Source organism: uncultured Serinicoccus sp., assembly GCF_947500995.1.
GTDB lineage: Bacteria > Actinomycetota > Actinomycetes > Actinomycetales > Dermatophilaceae > Ornithinicoccus.
Window position 1 is genome coordinate 187,370 of the sequence record NZ_CANMUA010000004.1, and the last position, 16,910, is coordinate 204,279.

The window sequence follows — 16,910 nt, forward strand, 5'->3', positions numbered from 1 at the left end:
TGCGAGGCATGGCGAAGAGCACGAGCACCGGCCCCAGCCCGGCCGCGGCCAAGACCGAGCGGCTGCTCAACCTCGTCATCGCCCTGCTGCACACCCGGCAGCCGCTGTCCCGGGCCAAGCTGCGCCAGGCGGTGCCGGACTACGCGCGGAGCACCCCCGAGGCGTTCGAGCGGATGTTCGAGAGGGACAAGGACGAGCTGCGCGCCCTGGGCATCCCGCTGCGGACCGAGCCGATCGACGCGTTCTTCGACGACGAGCCGGGCTACCGCATCGACCAGCGCGAGTACGCCCTGCCCGAGATCGACTTCGCCCCCGACGAGCTCGCGGTGCTCGGGCTCGCGGCGCGCGCCTGGGGCCAGGCGAGCCTCGCCGGCCCGGCGGCGCAGGCGCTGCGCAAGCTGGACGCCGCCGGGGTGGTCCGCGACGAGTCCTCGGTCGCCGGGATCGAGCCGCTGCTGCACACCCCCGACCCCGCCTTCGAGCCGGTCCGCGACGCCGTGCTGGAGCGGTGCGCGATCAGCTTCGACTACCGCGGCGGCACCGGCGACCTCGCGCGCCGCCGGGTGCAGCCGTGGGGGCTGACGAGCTGGCACGGCCGCTGGTACCTCACCGCCCACGACCTCGACCGCGACGCGCCCCGGGTGTTCCGCCTGGACCGCGTCGTCGGCATCCCCGAGCGCTCCGGCCGGCCCGGGGGGTATGCCGTGCCCGACGACCTCGACGCGCTCGCCATGATCCGGCGCAGCGCGGGCGAGGACGGAGAGCGGTCGACGACGGTCCGCCTGCTGGTGCGCGACGGGGCGGCCGCCTCGCTGCGGCGCCGGGGGCGGGAGAGCACGGCAGGCGGTGACGTGCCCGAGGGGTGGTCGCGGCTGGAGCTGGACGTGAGGTCCCTGACGCCGCTGGCGCGCGAGGTCACCGCGGCCGGGCCGCACGTGCACGTGGAGGCACCGGCCGAGCTGGCCGAGCAGGTCGCCGGACGGCTGCGCGCGGTCCTCGCCGCGCACGGGGGAGGAGCGGCCTGATGGCGACCTACGAGAGCGCCACCTCGCGGGTGGCCCGGATGCTGACGATGGTGCCGTGGCTGCTGCACCGGCAGGGCATCGACCTCGCGACGGCGGCGGCCGAGCTCGGGGTGAGCGAGAACCAGGTGGTCGAGGACCTGCAGATCCTCTTCCTGTGCGGGCTGCCCGGTCACTACCCCGACGACCTCATCGAGGCCTCCTGGGAGGGTGGGCGCGTCTTCGTCGGCAACGCCGACACCATCGCCCGCCCCCTGCGCCTCGGCCGGGACGAGGCCCTGGCGCTCATCGTGGCCCTGCGGGCGCTCGCCGACACCCCCGGCCTGGCCGAGCGGGACGCCATCGACCGGGCGCTGGCCAAGCTGGAGTCGGCTGCCGGGGAGACCGCGCGGGCGGCGGCCGCCGTGCGTGTCGACCTCGAGCAGCCGGCCGACGACGACATCGCCGCCGCCGTCCGCGCCGGGCTGACCGAGCGGCGCCGACTGCACCTGCGCTACACCTCCGGCAGCCGGGACGAGACCACCGAGCGCGACGTCGACCCGTTGCGCGCGCTGTCGGTGGACGGCCGGTGGTACCTCGAGGGCTGGTGCCACCGCGCCGGGGGTGTGCGCCTCTTCCGGCTCGACCGGATCGAGACGGCCGAGGTGCTGGACGTTCCGGCCACGCCGCCGGAGGACCTGCCCGAGCGGGCCGTCGGCAGCGGGGTCTACCGCCCGGACCCCGAGGACCGCGTCGTCACCCTCGACCTGGCCCCCGGCTCGGCGTGGGTCGCCGAGCAGGTCCCGGCCGAGGAGGTCGAGCCGCGTGCTGACGGCTCGGTCCGCATGGTGCTGCGGGTCGCCGACCCCCGCTGGCTCATCCGGCTCGTGCTGCGCGAGGGCGGGGGAGTGCGGGTCGTCGAGCCGGCCGCGCTCGTGGACGCCGTGCAGGAGGCCGCGCGGACGGCCCTGTCGGGGAACCTGTCGTCGGGCCCGGCGTTAGACTGACCACGCACCCCGGTGCGCCGCCACGGCGGCGACACCTCTACCGAGAGCGAGTGAGCCCACCATGCGTCTCCAGGCCTGGCACATCGTCGTCCTCGTCGTCGCCTTCCTCCTGCTCTTCGGGTGGAAGAACCTGCCCAACATGGCTCGGTCCATGGGCGAGTCCATGCGGGTCTTCAAGTCCGAGGTCGACCAGATGAAGGACGAGGGCGAGGCGCGCAAGACCGAGAAGGACGCCGAGCGCCCCGCGCTGGACGACCGCAAGGGCCACGACGTCGACACCGCCCGCGAGGAGTACGACGCGATGAAGCGGCGCGAGGGCGGGGCCGGCACCGGCACCACCGGCGCCTGACCGACAACGCGCGACACGGCATACCCGACGGTGACCCGAGCGGCCCGCGCCCGGCGCGCGAAGGACCCCGAGGGACGGATGTCCCTCGGGGACCACTTCCGTGAGCTGCGCAACCGGCTGACGATCAGTGTCCTCGCGATCGGGGTGCTCTCGGTCGTCGGGTGGTACTGGTACGACGAGATCATCGCGGTCGTCACCGCCCCCATCGACGCCGTCGCCGCCGAGCGCGGGGACGAGGCCGTCTCGCTGCGGTTCCAGAACATCACCGAGCCGTTCGCGATGCAGCTGCGGGTGGCCATCTTCAGCGGCATCCTGCTCGCCAGCCCGATCTGGCTGTGGAACATCTGGGGCTTCCTGCTCCCCGGGCTCACCCGGTCGGAGAAGAAGATCGCGCTGTCCTACTTCTTCATCTCCATCCCGCTGTTCTTCGCCGGCGCGGCGCTCGCCGCCTTCACCTTCCCGCGCCTCGTCGCGATCTTGCTGGGCTTCACCCCGGACGGCATCGCCAACCTGCCCGGGGCGAGTGAGTTCCTCACCCTGTGGCTCTACTTCATGCTCGCCTTCGGCCTGGCGTTCCTGCTGCCGGTGGTGCTCGTGGCGCTCAACCAGATCGGCATCCTCTCCGCGCGGCTCATGCTGCGCAGCTGGCGGGTCGTCCTCTTCGGCATCCTCGTCTTCTCCGCCTTCATGACGCCGGACCCCAGCGCCTGGACGATGCTGGCGATGGCTAGCCCGGTCTTCGCGCTCTACTGGTGCGCGGTCGGTGTCGCCTTCCTCATGGAGCGGCGCCGGGGGAAGAAGAACCCCGGCCGGTATGCCGGCCTGTCGCCGGACGAGGCGACCCCGCTGACATGAGGTACGCCCTCGTGCACGGCCGCCGCTCCGGCCGTGGCGGGGCGGCCGCGGTGGGGGAGGCCGCGACCGGCGCGCTGCGCGCGGCCGGGCACGACGTCGTCCAGGTGACCGCGGGCACAATGGAGCAGGCCCGCGCCGCGAGCGCCGCTCTGGTGGCCGACGGGGTCGACGTGCTGGTCGTCGCCGGAGGGGACGGGCTGGTCAGCCTGGGTGCCGACGTCTGCGCGGGGACGGGGACGACGCTCGGCATCCTGCCGGCCGGGACCGGCAACGACAACGCCCGCAGCCTGGGGCTGCCGACGGACCCGGCCCGGTGCGTCGAGGTGCTCCTCGAGGGGCGGACCCGCACCGTGGACACGCTGCTCCTGCCGGACCTGGAGCGGCGGGTGCTGGGCTCGGTGTGCACAGCCCTGGAGGCCCGGATCAACGCCCGCGCCAACCGGCTGCCGCGCCGGCTGGGGGCTGCCTCCTACACCCTCTCGGCGCTGGTGGAGATCGCGCTGCTGCGCCGCCAGCCGCCGCTGCGCTACCGGCTGACGGTCGACGGCCGGCCCCGTGAGCTGGAGGCGCTGGTCGTGGTGGCCGCGTCGATGCCGTTCTTCGGCGGGGGCCTGCCCATCGCCCCGGAGGCGGACCCCGCCGACGGCGCGCTGGACCTCGTGCTCGTCCACCCCGTCATCCCGGGTGCCGCCCTGGGGGTGCTGCGGGCGCTGCGGGCGGGACGGCATACCGGGCACCCGGCGGTGGAGGTGCACCGGGCGCGCGAGGTGACGGTCGAGGGACCGGACGACGTCGTCGCCCACGGTGACGGCGAGCCGCTCGGGAGCCTGCCGCTCACCGTGCGGGTCGACGCCGCCAGCCTGCGGGTGGTCGTCCCGGGCTGACGTAGCCTGGGTGGCATGCCCAGCCCCGCCGAACGCTACGCCGCCTCGCGCGCCCGGGCCGCGCGTGCCGCCACCCCCGCGGGGCGGTTCACGCAGACCCTCGGCCTGGAGCTCGACGACTTCCAGCGCGAGGCCATCGACGCCGTCCAGGACGGCGCCGGGGTCCTCGTCGCGGCCCCGACCGGCGCCGGCAAGACCGTCGTCGGGGAGTTCGCGGTCGCCCTCGCCCTGGAGACCGGCCGCAAGGCGTTCTACACGACCCCGATCAAGGCGCTGTCGAACCAGAAGTACCACGACCTCGTCGCGCGGCACGGGTCCGCCAACGTCGGGCTGCTCACCGGGGACGCCTCGATCAACGGCGAGGCACCGGTGGTCGTCATGACCACCGAGGTGCTGCGCAACATGATGTATGCCGCGTCCCCGACCCTGACCGGCCTCGGGTTCGTCATCATGGACGAGGTGCACTACCTCGCCGACCGGTGGCGCGGCGCGGTCTGGGAGGAGGTCATCATCCACCTGCCCGAGTCGGTGCAGGTCATCTCGCTGTCGGCGACGGTCAGCAACGCCGAGGAGTTCGGCGACTGGCTGCGCCAGGTGCGGGGGCGGGGTGACGCCGACTCGCTGCGGGTCATCGTCTCCGAGCACCGCCCGGTGCCGCTGTGGCAGCACATGATGGTCGGCCAGCGGCTCTACGACCTCTTCGTCACCGACGGGCTGCGGGCGGCGCCCGGGGTCGACGGGACCACCCGGGTCAACCCCGAGCTGCTGCAGGGCATCTCGGCGGCCGAGCGCTCGGCGCGGGCCGAGGGCGGCTGGCGGCGCGACGACGCCGGCGGCCCGCGGGGTCGACGGGGCGAGCCACGGGGCCGGGGTCGCTCGGGCGGCGGGCGCGGTGGCGACCGTCGGGACCAGCGGGGGTCACGGCATACCGGGCGGTCCCGTCGCTACGACGACGCCCGGGGCGTCGGCGGCGGGGGCACCGGCGCCGGGGGAGAGGCGGGCTTCTCCCGCGGGTCGCTGCCCGGGGGCGTGGCGAGCCGGGCGCAGGTCATCGACCGGCTCGACCGCGACGGGCTGCTGCCGGCCATCACCTTCATCTTCAGCCGGGCCGGGTGCGACGGCGCCGTCCAGCAGCTGCTGGGCCGCGGCACCCGGCTCATCCCCGAGGAGCAGGGCCAGACGATCCGGGCCCTGGTCGCCGAGCGGGTCGCCGAGGTCGACCCGGCCGACCTCGGGGTGCTGGGGTACCACGACTTCGTGGAGGGGCTCTCCCGCGGCTACGCCGCGCACCACGCCGGGATGCTGCCGCTCTTCCGCGAGATCGTCGAGGAGCTCTTCACCGCCGGGCAGGTGCGCTCGGTCTTCGCGACCGAGACGCTCGCGCTCGGCATCAACATGCCGGCCCGCACCGTGGTGCTGGAGAAGCTGGTGAAGTTCAACGGCGAGGAGCACGCGCCGGTCACCCCGGCGGAGTACACCCAGCTCACCGGCCGGGCCGGCCGCCGGGGCATCGACGTCGAGGGCCACGCCGTGGTGCTGTGGCGGCGCGGCACCGACCCGATGGACGTCGCCGGGCTCGCCTCGACCCGGACCTACCCGCTGCGCAGCTCCTTCCGGCCCAGCTCCAACATGGCCGTCAACCTCGTCGCGCAGTACGGCCGCGACCGCGCCCACGAGCTGCTCCAGGCGAGCTTCGCGCAGTTCCAGGCCGACCGGTCCGTCGTCGGGCTCACCACCCAGATCCGCTACAACACCGAGGCGCTGGAGGGGTATGCCGAGTCCATGGCCTGCGACCGTGGCGACTTCCGGGAGTACGGCCGGCTGCGCCACCAGCTCTCCGAGGTCGAGAGGAAGGCCGCCCGGACGCGCCAGGCCCAGCGACGCAGCGACATCGGCCAGGCGCTGGAAGAGCTCGAGCGGGGCCAGGTCATCCAGCTCGACGGCGGGCGGCACGGCACGATGGCGGTGGTCGTCCGGGGCGCCCGCGGCGCCGGCCCGGAGCCGACGGTCGTCACGTCCAGCGGTCGGGTGCAGCGGCTGACCATCCCGGGCTTCCGGGACGTCCCCGAGGTCATCGGCACCCTCACGGTGCCCAAGCACTTCAACGAGCGCAGCCCCAAGGCGCGCAAGGACCTCGCCGCGGCGCTGCGCTCCACCGTCCACGAGCCGATGCCCGGACGGACGTCGTCAGGGCGCGGGCGGGACGGCATACCGGAGGGGGCGGCGGCACAGGTCGACGAGCTGCGCGCCGCGCTCGCCGCGCACCCCTGCCACAGCTGCCCCGAGCGCGAGGACCACGCGCGGTGGGCGGCGCGGTGGTGGACGCTGCGCAAGGAGACCGACGACCTGCAGCGGCGGGTGACGCACCGCACGAACACCCTGGCGGCGACCTTCGAGCGGATCTGCGACCTGCTGTCCGCCATGGGGTACCTCAGCGAGGACGGGCAGGAGGTGACCGCGGAGGGCCAGCGGCTGCGCCGGATCTACACCGAGCTCGACCTCGTCGCCGCCGAGGCGCTGCGGCGCGGGACGTGGCGACGGCTCACCCCGGCCGACCTCGCCTCGGTCGTCTCCGCGCTCGTGCACGAGTCGCGCGGCGACGAGCCTGGTGACCCGCCGACGCCGAGCGTGGAGGTGGCCGAGGCGCTGGGCGAGATGGGCTCGATCTGGACCGAGGTGCAGGCCGGCAAGCTGGCGCACAACCTCACCGGCGACCGCGAGCTCGATCCCGGGATCACCTGGATGGTCCACCGGTGGGCCTCCGGCCGCGGCCTGGAGGAGGTGCTGCGCTCGGGCGACCTGTCGGCCGGTGACTTCGTCCGCCGGGCCAAGCAGGTCGTCGACCTGCTCGGCCAGATCACCCACGCGGCCGACGAGGACGTCGCCAGCACCGCCCGCCGTGCCTCCGCCGCGATGCTGCGCGGCGTCGTGGCCGCCGACCGCCTCGACTGAAGCGCGAGCCGACACCACCGCCCCCTCCCCGACCGCACCGGACGCGCCGTCCGACCGCATCGGACGCCCCGTCCGACCGCACCGGACGCGCGGTTAGAGTGCGGCCATGCCCGAGATCGTCATCTGCTCACCCCTGCGCACCCCCGTCGGGGGCTTCCTCGGCAGCCTCGCCCCGCTGTCCGCCGCCGACCTCGGCACCCAGCTCCTGACCGCCCTGCTCGAGCGGACCGGTCTGCAGGACGGCCAGGTCGACGACGTGATCGTCGGCAACGCCAACCCCTCCGGGGAGATCCCCGCGCTCGGGCGCATCCTCGCGCTCAACACCGGGCTCGACTCCGCACCGGGTATGCAGCTCGACCGGCGCTGCGGTTCCGGCCTGCAGGCGGTCCTCACCGCAGCGGCGCAGGTGGCCAGCGGCGGGAGCCGGCTCGTCATCGCCGGGGGAGCGGAGTCGATGAGCCAGGTGGAGCACTACGCGCTGCTGCGGCAGGGGGTGCGCGCGGACGTCCAGCTCGCCGACCGGCTGGCCCGGGCCCGGGCTACGGCCGGCGGGGAGCGCCACCCCATCCCTGGCGGGATGATCGAGACGGCCGAGAACCTGCGGCTCGAGCACGGCATCTCCCGGGAGGCCCAGGACGAGCTGGCGCAGCGCTCCCACCAGGTGGCCGCCACGGCGCAGCGCGAGGGCCGGTTCGCCGACGAGCTCGTGCCGGTGGAGGTCCCCGGCCGCAGGGGCAGCACGATCGTCGACACCGACGAGCACATCCGCCCCGACACCACGCTCGACGCCCTCGCCGGACTGCGCCCGATCATGGGCCGCCAGGACCCGGAGGCCACGGTGACCGCCGGGAACGCCAGCGGGCAGAACGACGCCGCCGCGCTGTGCGTCGTCACCACCCGCGAGCGGGCCGACGAGCTGGGGCTGGCCCCCATGCTGGCCCTGAGGTCGTGGGCCGTCGCCGGTGTCGCGCCCGAGACGATGGGCATCGGTCCGGTCCCGGCCAGCGCCGCGGCGCTCGAGCGGGCCGGCCTCACCCTGGCCGACCTGGACCTCATCGAGCTCAATGAGGCGTTCGCCGCGCAGGCGCTCGCCGTGCTGAAGGCCTGGGGCATGGAGAACCCGACCGGCTGGGACCGGCTCAATGTCAACGGGTCGGGCATCTCGCTGGGCCACCCGGTCGGCGCGACCGGCGCGCGGATCCTCGCCACCCTGGCGCACGAGCTGGGGCGCCGTGAGGGCCGCTACGCCCTGGAGACGATGTGCATCGGCGGTGGCCAGGGTCTGGCCGCCGTCGTCGAGCGGGTCGGCTGAGCGGACGCGTCGTCCGCTGACCCGGTCGCGCCCGGTCAGCGCACCGGGCGCACGCCCCGGACCAGCAGGCCCAGCCCGCCCGCGCCCACCGCGAGGAGCGCCGAGGCCAGCACGTCGCTGGGCCGGTGGTAGCCCAGGAGCACGACCAGCGCACCCATCCAGAGGCTGAGTCCCGCGCCGACCAGCGCCGCCGCGGGCAGCAGGCGGCGCGGGCTGAGGAGCAGCAGCGCGAGCGCCAGCGCGAGGGCCGCACCGGTGTGGCCGCTGGGCAGGGAGTTGGCCATGACCCACGGGTCGGCGAGCTGCGGCCGCGGCAGCACGTCCTTGAGCACCTGGGTGGAGGCCACCAGCAGCGGCACCGTCACGAGCACGGCGAGACCGGTCCGCAGGTGGCGCAGCAGTGCGAGCGCACCGAGCCCGAGCGCGAGGCCGAGCAGCAGGTAGGGGTTGGGCAGGAGGCCGCTGAGCAGGTCGTGCCGCGAGCCGGTCACCGTCACGGCGTCCATGACCCCGGTGTCGATGCTCTGACCCCGGGTGCTGAGCACCGCCAGGACGTAGACGGACACGAAGCCGAGACCGCCGAGCAGCATGAGCCCTGCCGGCCACCCGACCGGGCTGGGGTCGTCGGCCAGGCGGGGCAGGGGCGCCGGGTCGGGCCTCGTGCTGGTCGTCACCCGACCACGGTAGGGCGCGTCCCTGGGCGGCTCCTGGGGTCCGGGCGGGGTCCGGCGGGGTTCAGGGGGCGATGCTCAGGGGGCGATGCTCAGCGCGGCCAGCAGGCGCGCCACCGGGTTGCCCAGGTCGTAGGTCTCGACGAGCTGGTGCAACGTCCCGGGGTCGGCCAGCTCCCGCGGCAGGGTGAGCGGCACGTCGGCCACGGGGGCGTCGTGGGCGACGAGGACCACCCGGGGAGCGGCGTCGAGGTAGGCCGCGCCCGCCTCGAGGTTGGTCCGTCGCGCCCCCTTGATGGCCGGGTCGCCGGAGTCGACCGCCTCGCGCAGCGCGGCGAGGGTGCCGTACTGCTCGATGAGCGCAGCCGCGGTCTTCTCGCCGATCCCCTTGACGCCGGGGAGCCCGTCGGAGGTGTCCCCGCGCAGCATCGACATCTCGGCGTACGCGCGCCCGGTCGGCACGGCATACCGGCGCTGCAGGTCGGCCTGGTGGATCTCCTCGGCGTCCCGCACGCCCTGCTTGGCGGTGTAGACCACCGTGACGCCGGCCCCGTCGTCGACGAGCTGGAAGAGGTCGCGGTCCCCGGTGACGACGCCCACCGGTAGGCGGCCGTGGTGCCGGGCGGTGAGCGTGCCGATGACGTCGTCCGCCTCGTAGCCCGGCGCCCCGAGGACCGGGATGCCGACCGCCTCGAGGACCCGTCGCAGGACGGGCACCTGTACCTCGAGCTCAGGTGGAGCCTCCTCCTTGTCACCCGAACCCTCGACCAGACGATGAGACTTGTAGGAGGGGATGGCCTGGACGCGGAAGTCCGGACGCCAGTCGTCGTCCCAGCAGCAGGCCAGGTGGGTGGGGGAGAAGCGACCCACCAGGGTGGCGACCATGTCGAGCAGCCCGCGCACCGCGTTGGTCGGGGTCCCGTCGGGCGCCTCGCGCAGGTCCTTCATCCCGTAGAACGCCCGGAAGTAGAGCGAGGCGGTGTCGAGGAGCAGCAGCTGCGGCGGTGCGACATCGACGTCCGCGGTCGCCTCGGAGGAGGTCGTCATGGGCCTCACCCTAGTGGGGTGGGTTAGCGTGAGGTATGCCTCGCCGCCGCCCGCTGCTGCTCCTCGCCGGGATGCTGCTGGCCTCGGCGCTCCTGCTCTTCGGGCCGTGGTGGGAGACGGCGTCCGGCGACAACCCGCTCACGCGCCCGCCCGGGCCTGACTACGCGGTGGTCCTACGGCTCAGCCTGCCCACCCTGGTGCTCGCCGCGGCGGTGCTGGCCCTGCTCGTGACCTCGCGCGGCGAGGGCGGCGACAGCCGGGGGCGGGGCGCCCGGCACTAGGGTTGCCCCCATGGAGCCGCTGGATCGCCACATCGTCACCGTCCTGGCCCAGGACGGTCGTATCAGCTTCGCCGACCTCGGTCGGCAGGTGGGTCTGTCCACGTCGGCCGTGCACCAGCGCGTCAAGCGGCTCGAGGAGCGCGGCATCATCACCGGCTACCGCGCCGTCGTCGACTACGCCTCGGTCGGGCTGCCCCTCACGGCCCTCATGTCGGTCACCCCCTTCGACCCCTCCGACGACGACGACATCCCCGAGCGGCTGGCCCACATCGAGGAGATCGTGGCGTGCTGGTCGGTCGCCGGCGACGAGAACTACGTCCTGCTCATCCGGGTGCCCCGCCCCCAGGACCTCGAGGAGCTGCTCGGCCGGATCCGTCAGGAGGGCTCCTGCTCGACCAACACCACGATCGTGCTCTCCACCCCGTGGGAGGACCGCCTCGGCGCCCTCCCGCACGAGCTGCCCACGACCCCCTGACACCGGTCGGGCCGGGCTCCGCTCCCGTCCAGCGGTGCGCCCGCGTCAGCGCTGCGCCCGCGCGATCGCCGCGACCCGGGCGTCGGTCGCCGCGACGAGGTCCTCCGGCGAGAGCTCCAGGTCCAGGCCGCGCTTGCCGCCGCTCACCAGCACCGCGGCATACCCCAGCGCCGACACGTCGAGGACCGTCGGCAGCCGCTTCTTCTGACCCAGCGGGCTGATCCCGCCGACGACGTAGCCGGTCGTGCGCTCGGCGACCCGGGGGTCGGCCATCGACACCTTCTTCATCGCGAGCGCGGCGGCCACGGCCTTGAGGTCGAGCTGGGCCACCACGGGGACGATGCCGACGCCCAGCCCGGACTCGCCCTCGACCAGCAGCGTCTTGAGCACGCGCTCCGGCTCCACGCCCAGCGCCTGGGCCGCCTCCAACCCGTACGACTCCGCCGCGGGGTCGTGCTCGTAGGTCCGCACCGCGTAGGCCACCCCGGACCGGTCGAGCACGAGGGTCGCGGGGGTGCCGCCACCCGCCTTCTTCCTGGCCACGGGTCGAGGGTATGCCGTCGCGCCGGCCGGGGGACGACCAGCGCGACGTCCGGTCGCCCAGGGGACACCCGTCCGCGGTGCCCGGTCGGATCAGGCGAGCTGGTCCACCGAGGCCCGGCGGGAGGCCGCGGCGGCCTCCTGCGCCTTCTCCTGCTGGCCGGCCTCGTCGGTGCCGTGCACCTCGGCGGCCTCACGCCGCCACCAGTCCTGGCCGCTGGCGGGCAGGGTGTCGATGGGGTCGTAGTAGACGTACTCGGCGCTGGTGACGTCGACGTCCTCGCCCTCGATGGAGGTGCGGTAGTTCTTGCGCCAGTAGGAGATGCCGCGCTCGGTGTCGTAGGTGTCGACCTGGTGGACCCAGCGCTTCCCGACGAACGGCACGTCGCAGACGATGCGCGGGGTGGCGAAGCCGGGGAGGTAGCCCAGCATCGAGTGCTGCAGGTGCTGGGCGTGTGCGAGGGAGACCCGCCAGTGCTCGCTGAACGGGATCATGTCGCACATGTAGAAGTAGTACGGCGTGATCATCGCCTCGTCGGACATGGCGAAGCACAGGTCCAGCAGCTGCGCGGACGTGTCGTTGACCCCGCGCATGAGCACGCCCTGGTTGCGGACGTCGCGGATCCCCGCCTCCAGCATCGCCTTGCTCGCCTCGGCCACCAGGGGCGTCACCGACTGGGCGGAGTTGATGTGGGTGTGGATCGCGAGTCCCACGCCCCGCTCGCGGGCCTTGCGGGCGACCCGGCCGACGCCCTCGACGGTGTCCGGGGCCAGCCAGTGCTGCGGCATACCCATGAGCGCCTTGGTCGCGAGCCGGACGTCGCGGATGGAGTCGATGTCGAGCAGCTGGTCGAGCCAGGACTCGAGGTTCTTCCACGGCATGTTCGCGACGTCACCGCCGGAGACGACCACGTCGCGCACCCCCGGGGTGGCGCGCAGGTAGTCCAGGATCGCGGTATGCCGGTCCACCGGCTTCCCGGCCAGCTTGAGCTTGGTGACCGTCGGGGTCGAGTTGCCCACCAGGTCCATCCGGGTGCAGTGCCCGCAGTACTGCGGGCAGGTGGGGAGCATCTCCGCGAGCACCTTGGTGGGGTAGCGGTGGGTCAGGCCCTCGGCGACCCACATGTCGTGCTCGTGCAGGCTGTCCCGGGTGGCGTAGGGGTGGCTGGACCACTCGGTGCGGCGGTCGGAGAAGACCGGCATCATGTAGCGGCGCACCGGGTCGGCCAGGAACGCGGCGGTGAAGTCGGCCCCCGCGGCCGGCATGCGCCCGTCGGCCCAGGTCTGCTCGCTCACCATGGTGTTGAGCATCTGCGGGGGCAGCAGCATGGACATCGTCGCGCGCTGCTCCTGGTCGCGCTGAAGGTCGGCGTAGAACTCCTCGGAGAGCAGCGGTCCCATGACCGTGCGCAGCTGCCCGATGTTCTTGACGCAGTTGACCCGTTGCCACTGCACGTCGGCCCACTGCTGCGGCGTGACGTCCGACCATCCGGGGAAGCGGGTCCAGTCCGGCTCCACCAGCTCGCGGCGACGGTAGACGTACGGCTGCTCGATCTGTGCGCTCATGACGCCATGCTACGGATGATGTCCGGCATATGCGAGGACCCACAGGAGGATTTCTTGCCAAATCGCCGATCGACCGGATGATGTGATGGTCTTCACCCGGACGCGCCGACCGGGGTCGACCGCGCCGTCGAGAACACGTTCGCGGCGGCGTGTCGTCGGCGACACGCCGCGATGGGGTAAAGATCTCCCCAAACCCGTCCTCGGACCCCGGCCGACTGACCTGCGAACTCTCGTATCGTCGCAGGTCACAGCGATGTTGACACTTGTCGCGCGGCCACCTACGTTCTAGTGCTGTCCCTCGGGCGTCGACGCGCCCGTCGGGGGAGCCAGGGCCCCGAGCACCGAGTAGACAACGGGACCGTGCCGGCCGCCAGCCGCGTACGGACCGGCCCCAAAGGTGCCGGGGTCCGGCTATGTCCGGAGGGGTCCGTACGCTGGAGGCGTGCCCTGGCCGCTCCGACTCCTGCTCGCGCTCCTGGGCGGCGTCGCCCTGTGGCTCGCCTTCCCCGACCACGACCTCTGGCCGCTGGCCATGGTGGGCGTCGGGGCCCTGGCGGCCGCCACGGCCGGAGCCCGGGTGCGGACCGGTCTGGTGGCGGGGTTCCTGCTCGGCATGACGTGGTACACCCCGATGTTCGTCTGGGCCAGCACCTACGCGGGCATCATGCCCTGGGTGGCCATGAGCGTCGCCTCCGCGCTCTACCCGGCCGCGCTGGGCGGTCTGCTCGCGCTGCTGCAGCGCTCCGGAGGCGTCCGGCCGGTCGTGGGGGCGGCGGCCTGGGTGCTCATGGAGTATGCCCGCTCGGTCACGCCGTTCGGCGGGTTCCCCTGGGCACGGCTCGGGTTCAGCCAGGCGGACAGCCCCCTGCTGGGGGCCGCGAGCCTGGTCGCCGTCACCGGCCTCGGCTTCCTCGTGGCCCTCGTCGGCGCCCTGCTGGCCCGCGCGGTCCAGCTGGCGGTCGGCTCGGGAGCACCCCGGCGCCTGGCACGCGCGGGGCTGCTCGCGGTCGCCGCGGTGGCGCTGGCCGTGGCCCCGGCCGCGCTGCCGCGGCCCACCGCCGGGGAGCCGCTGGACGTGGCGGCCGTGCAAGGGGACCTGCCGCCCGACTTCACCCGGACGTTGAGCGCCGAGCGCGGCACGATGCTCGAGCGCTACACGTCGATGACCGAGGACCTGGCCGCCGAGGTCTCCACCGGGGCGGGTGGCCCACCCGACCTCGTGCTGTGGCCCGAGGGCGCGAGCGACCTCGACCCCTTCTCCCCGAGCGAGGGGGACGTCGCGGTGGAGCGGATGATGACCGGCGTCGACGCCCTGGGAGCCCCGGTGGTGCTCGGGGCGGTGTCCTACGGCACGGGGGAGGCGCCGCGGAACATGGTCCTCGAGCTGCAGCCGGGCGAGGGCGTGGATGACACCTACCAGAAGGTCTACCTCGCGCCGTTCGGCGAGCGGATGCCGCTGCGCCCGCTCGTGCGGTACCTCTCCGAGTGGGTCGACCGCATCCCGGACTGGGAGGCGGGCACCGAGCCGGGGCTCATGGACGTCGAGCTCGCCGACGGCCGGACCGTCCGGCTGGGGCTGGGCATCTGCTTCGAGGTGGTCGTGGACCCCGCGGTGCGCGACGTGGTCGCCGGGGGGGCCGAGCTGCTCGTGGTCCCCACGAGCAACGCGTGGTTCGGGGAGGGTGACCAGTCCGCCCAGCACATCGCGACCTCCCGCGTCCGCGCGGTCGAGTACGGCCGCTCCGTGGTCCACATCAGCAACGTCGGGATATCCGGGCTCATCAGCCCGGACGGGGTGGTCCACGAGCCGACCGAGCTCTTCACCCAGGCGGTGCTCCGCGACGAGCTCCCGCTGCGCTCCGCACGCACCCCGGCGTTCACCACCGGCCCCTGGGTGGTGCCCGCCGCCGCCGTCATCGTGGCGCTCGGACTGCTGGTCGGGCGCCGTCACCGCGCCGATTAGGCTGGTCGGATGACCTCCCGTGGCCCGCTGCACCGCGTCTGCGTGTGCATCCCGACCTACCAGGAGCGCGCGTCTCTCCCCGAGGTGCTGCGCCGGGTCCGTCAGGCCGTCCCCGACGCCGAGGTCCTGGTCGTGGACGACGCGAGCCCGGACGGCACCGGGGAGCTGGCCGACCGGATCGCCGCCGCCGACCCCCGGGTCCACGTCCTGCACCGACCCGGCAAGGAGGGCCTGGGGCCGGCCTACCTGGCCGCCTTCGACTGGGCCGCACGGCGAGGCGTCGACGCCGTGGTGGAGATGGACGCGGACGGCTCGCACCAGCCGGAGGAGCTCCCCGCCCTGCTCGCCGCGGCCGAGCACGGACCGGGCGCCGACGTGGTCATCGGCTCGCGATGGGTCGAGGGAGGCTCGGTGCACCGCTGGCCCTGGCACCGCCGGCTGCTCTCGGTCGGCGCCAACACCTACACCCGTCTCGCGCTGGGTCTGCACGTCCACGACGCCACGGCCGGCTTCCGGGTCTACCGGTTGCCGCAGCTGACCGAGCTGGTCGCCGGACCCGTGGCCTCCCAGGGCTACTGCTTCCAGGTGGACCTCACCCGACGCGCCGTGGAGGCGGGTCTGCGGGTCGTGGAGGTGCCGATCGCCTTCGTCGAGCGCGTCGAGGGGTCCTCCAAGATGACCGGCGACATCGTCCGGGAGGCCGTGGTCCTGGTGGGCGTGTGGGCGTGGCAGCGCCGGACGCGTCAGCTCAGGGAACACCTCGCCGGGCGCGACCGTTCTCGTTGGCACCACCTCGAGGAGGTCACGTGAGCACGACCGCACCATCCGGCAGCAGCGCCCGGCGCCGTCCGGTGCTGAGGTGGGTCCTGCTCGCCCTGGTCCTGCTGCCGCTCGTGGAGATCGCCGTCCTCGTGGCGGTCGGACGCAGCATCGGCCTGTGGTGGACCCTCTTCCTCGTCGTGGCGGTGGCCGTCCTCGGGACCTGGCTGGCCCGGCGCGAGAGCAGCCGCACCTACCGTGCGCTGCAGCAGGCGCTGAGCTCGGGCCGGATGCCGGCCGACGAGGTGACCGACGCGATCCTGCTCACGGTCGGCGGGCTCCTGCTGCTCCTGCCGGGGTTCGTCAGCGACGTCCTGGCGCTCATCCTCGTGCTGCCCTTCACCCGACCCGCGGCACGACGCCTGCTGCAGGCCCTGGTGGCCAGCCGGGCCCTGACGGTGGTCGGGGGTCCTGTCGGACCCGGAGGTCGCCGCCCCGGCCGCCCACCCGGGGCCGGCACGGTCATCGACGGCGAGATCGTGGACGAGCACCCGCCACCGTGGGAGGACGACACGCGTCCGCCCCTCGGTCGGTGACCCGCTGACTGGTCAGCGCCGCACCGGGAGCGCTATCATGAGATGTTCCCCCCGCACACCGACCGCCGCACCACGCTGCGTCCGGGACGGCGGACGGAAGGGGAACACGGGGCGGTCGGTCGACGTTGACACCAGTCAGCAGGGCGGTCACAGGTCCAGGTCTGGCGGCCGTCCACCGAACGCGACAGCGAACGATCACGCGTGTCCGATGACACGATGGGAGTGGAACACATGGCAGAGAGGTCCCTGCGCGGCACCAACCTCAGCTGGCTCTCCTTCGAGAGCGACGAGGGCGTCACCTTCAGCGACCGAGAGATCAGCCGCTACGTCTGCCCGGACGGGCACGTCAGCGAGCTGCCGTTCTCGGTGGAGGCGGAGATCCCGCCGATCTGGGAGTGCCGTTGCGGTCTCGACGCCAAGCTGGAGAACGGCCCCGAGCCCGAGCTGAAGGCGACCAAGCCGCAGCGCACCCACTGGGACATGCTGCTCGAGCGGCGCTCGGTCCCTGAGCTCGAGGAGCTCCTGGAGGAGCGGCTGGCCCTGCTGCGCGAGATGCGCGGCGAGAAGCCCCGGCGCAAGCGCAGCGCCTGAGGCACGACATACCCGTCCGGTGAGGGCGTGGCCCGCGGTCGCGGGTCACGCCCTCGTCGCG

At 73.8% G+C, this 16,910-nt stretch carries 17 protein-coding genes; 13 read left to right on the top strand and 4 right to left on the bottom strand.

What is annotated here, in order from left to right:
* Nucleotides 1-8 precede the first annotated feature (8 nt).
* The 7 genes from Q0967_RS07930 (at nucleotide 9) to Q0967_RS07960 (ending at nucleotide 8,360) form a co-directional block, all read left to right on the top strand.
* Nucleotides 9-1,025 (top strand): YafY family protein, encoded by a 1,017-nt coding sequence (locus Q0967_RS07930; protein ID WP_298749357.1) that lies wholly within the window; start codon nucleotides 9-11, stop codon nucleotides 1,023-1,025.
* Nucleotides 1,025-2,008 (top strand): YafY family protein, encoded by a 984-nt coding sequence (locus tag Q0967_RS07935; RefSeq protein ID WP_298749356.1) that lies wholly within the window; start codon nucleotides 1,025-1,027, stop codon nucleotides 2,006-2,008. The genes Q0967_RS07930 and Q0967_RS07935 overlap by 1 nt, the downstream gene beginning before the upstream one ends.
* Before the next feature lie 61 nt (nucleotides 2,009-2,069).
* Entirely contained in the window at nucleotides 2,070-2,357 is a 288-nt protein-coding gene (tatA, locus tag Q0967_RS07940; protein ID WP_298749355.1) for a Sec-independent protein translocase subunit TatA, read from the top strand.
* Nucleotides 2,358-2,387: 30 nt separating this feature from the next.
* On the top strand, nucleotides 2,388-3,212 hold the full coding sequence (gene tatC / locus Q0967_RS07945; protein ID WP_298749354.1) for a twin-arginine translocase subunit TatC: 825 nt from the start codon (nucleotides 2,388-2,390) through the stop codon (nucleotides 3,210-3,212).
* Entirely contained in the window at nucleotides 3,209-4,096 is an 888-nt protein-coding gene (locus tag Q0967_RS07950; RefSeq protein ID WP_298749352.1) for a diacylglycerol kinase family protein, read from the top strand. The genes tatC and Q0967_RS07950 overlap by 4 nt, the downstream gene beginning before the upstream one ends.
* Before the next feature lie 15 nt (nucleotides 4,097-4,111).
* Nucleotides 4,112-7,048 carry an RNA helicase gene (locus tag Q0967_RS07955; RefSeq protein WP_298749351.1) on the top strand — a complete coding sequence of 979 codons (2,937 nt, stop codon included), beginning with the start codon at nucleotides 4,112-4,114 and terminating at the stop codon, nucleotides 7,046-7,048.
* A gap of 106 nt (nucleotides 7,049-7,154) precedes the next feature.
* Nucleotides 7,155-8,360 carry an acetyl-CoA C-acetyltransferase gene (locus tag Q0967_RS07960; RefSeq protein WP_298749349.1) on the top strand — a complete coding sequence of 402 codons (1,206 nt, stop codon included), beginning with the start codon at nucleotides 7,155-7,157 and terminating at the stop codon, nucleotides 8,358-8,360.
* Nucleotides 8,361-8,395: 35 nt separating this feature from the next.
* Here Q0967_RS07960 and Q0967_RS07965 read toward each other — a convergent pair whose 3' ends face one another.
* Both Q0967_RS07965 and Q0967_RS07970 read right to left on the bottom strand, forming a co-directional pair.
* Nucleotides 8,396-9,034, bottom strand: coding sequence for a phosphatase PAP2 family protein (locus Q0967_RS07965; RefSeq protein WP_298749347.1), 639 nt, complete (start codon nucleotides 9,032-9,034; stop codon nucleotides 8,396-8,398).
* A gap of 75 nt (nucleotides 9,035-9,109) precedes the next feature.
* Nucleotides 9,110-10,078, bottom strand: coding sequence for a 5'-3' exonuclease (locus Q0967_RS07970; RefSeq protein WP_298749345.1), 969 nt, complete (start codon nucleotides 10,076-10,078; stop codon nucleotides 9,110-9,112).
* Between the two features lie 35 nt (nucleotides 10,079-10,113).
* On the opposite strand from Q0967_RS07970, the gene Q0967_RS07975 reads away from it, so the two are divergent.
* Together Q0967_RS07975 and Q0967_RS07980 are read left to right on the top strand one after the other, a co-directional pair.
* Nucleotides 10,114-10,359, top strand: coding sequence for a hypothetical protein (locus tag Q0967_RS07975; RefSeq protein ID WP_298749343.1), 246 nt, complete (start codon nucleotides 10,114-10,116; stop codon nucleotides 10,357-10,359).
* 10 nt (nucleotides 10,360-10,369) lie between these two features.
* The gene (locus Q0967_RS07980) at nucleotides 10,370-10,834 is read left to right on the top strand and encodes an Lrp/AsnC family transcriptional regulator (RefSeq protein ID WP_058891111.1); all 465 of its coding nucleotides are present in this window, start codon (nucleotides 10,370-10,372) and stop codon (nucleotides 10,832-10,834) included.
* Between the two features lie 45 nt (nucleotides 10,835-10,879).
* Here the strand turns inward: Q0967_RS07980 and ybaK are convergent, their stop codons facing one another.
* Both ybaK and Q0967_RS07990 read right to left on the bottom strand, forming a co-directional pair.
* Nucleotides 10,880-11,377 carry a Cys-tRNA(Pro) deacylase gene (ybaK, locus tag Q0967_RS07985; protein WP_298749340.1) on the bottom strand — a complete coding sequence of 166 codons (498 nt, stop codon included), beginning with the start codon at nucleotides 11,375-11,377 and terminating at the stop codon, nucleotides 10,880-10,882.
* A gap of 90 nt (nucleotides 11,378-11,467) precedes the next feature.
* A complete protein-coding gene (locus Q0967_RS07990; RefSeq protein ID WP_298749338.1) occupies nucleotides 11,468-12,940 on the bottom strand; it encodes a KamA family radical SAM protein in 1,473 nt (490 codons plus the stop codon).
* Between the two features lie 442 nt (nucleotides 12,941-13,382).
* On the opposite strand from Q0967_RS07990, the gene lnt reads away from it, so the two are divergent.
* From lnt to Q0967_RS08010, 4 genes are all read left to right on the top strand, one after another.
* Nucleotides 13,383-14,903: an apolipoprotein N-acyltransferase gene (gene lnt / locus Q0967_RS07995; RefSeq protein ID WP_298749336.1), complete on the top strand. Its 1,521-nt coding sequence runs from the start codon at nucleotides 13,383-13,385 to the stop codon at nucleotides 14,901-14,903.
* A gap of 9 nt (nucleotides 14,904-14,912) precedes the next feature.
* On the top strand, nucleotides 14,913-15,713 hold the full coding sequence (locus Q0967_RS08000) for a polyprenol monophosphomannose synthase (RefSeq protein ID WP_298749333.1): 801 nt from the start codon (nucleotides 14,913-14,915) through the stop codon (nucleotides 15,711-15,713).
* Nucleotides 15,710-16,258 (top strand): FxsA family protein, encoded by a 549-nt coding sequence (locus tag Q0967_RS08005; protein ID WP_298749331.1) that lies wholly within the window; start codon nucleotides 15,710-15,712, stop codon nucleotides 16,256-16,258. The genes Q0967_RS08000 and Q0967_RS08005 overlap by 4 nt, the downstream gene beginning before the upstream one ends.
* A gap of 231 nt (nucleotides 16,259-16,489) precedes the next feature.
* Entirely contained in the window at nucleotides 16,490-16,849 is a 360-nt protein-coding gene (locus tag Q0967_RS08010; protein ID WP_058891117.1) for an RNA polymerase-binding protein RbpA, read from the top strand.
* The last annotated feature ends 61 nt before the right edge of the window (nucleotides 16,850-16,910 follow it).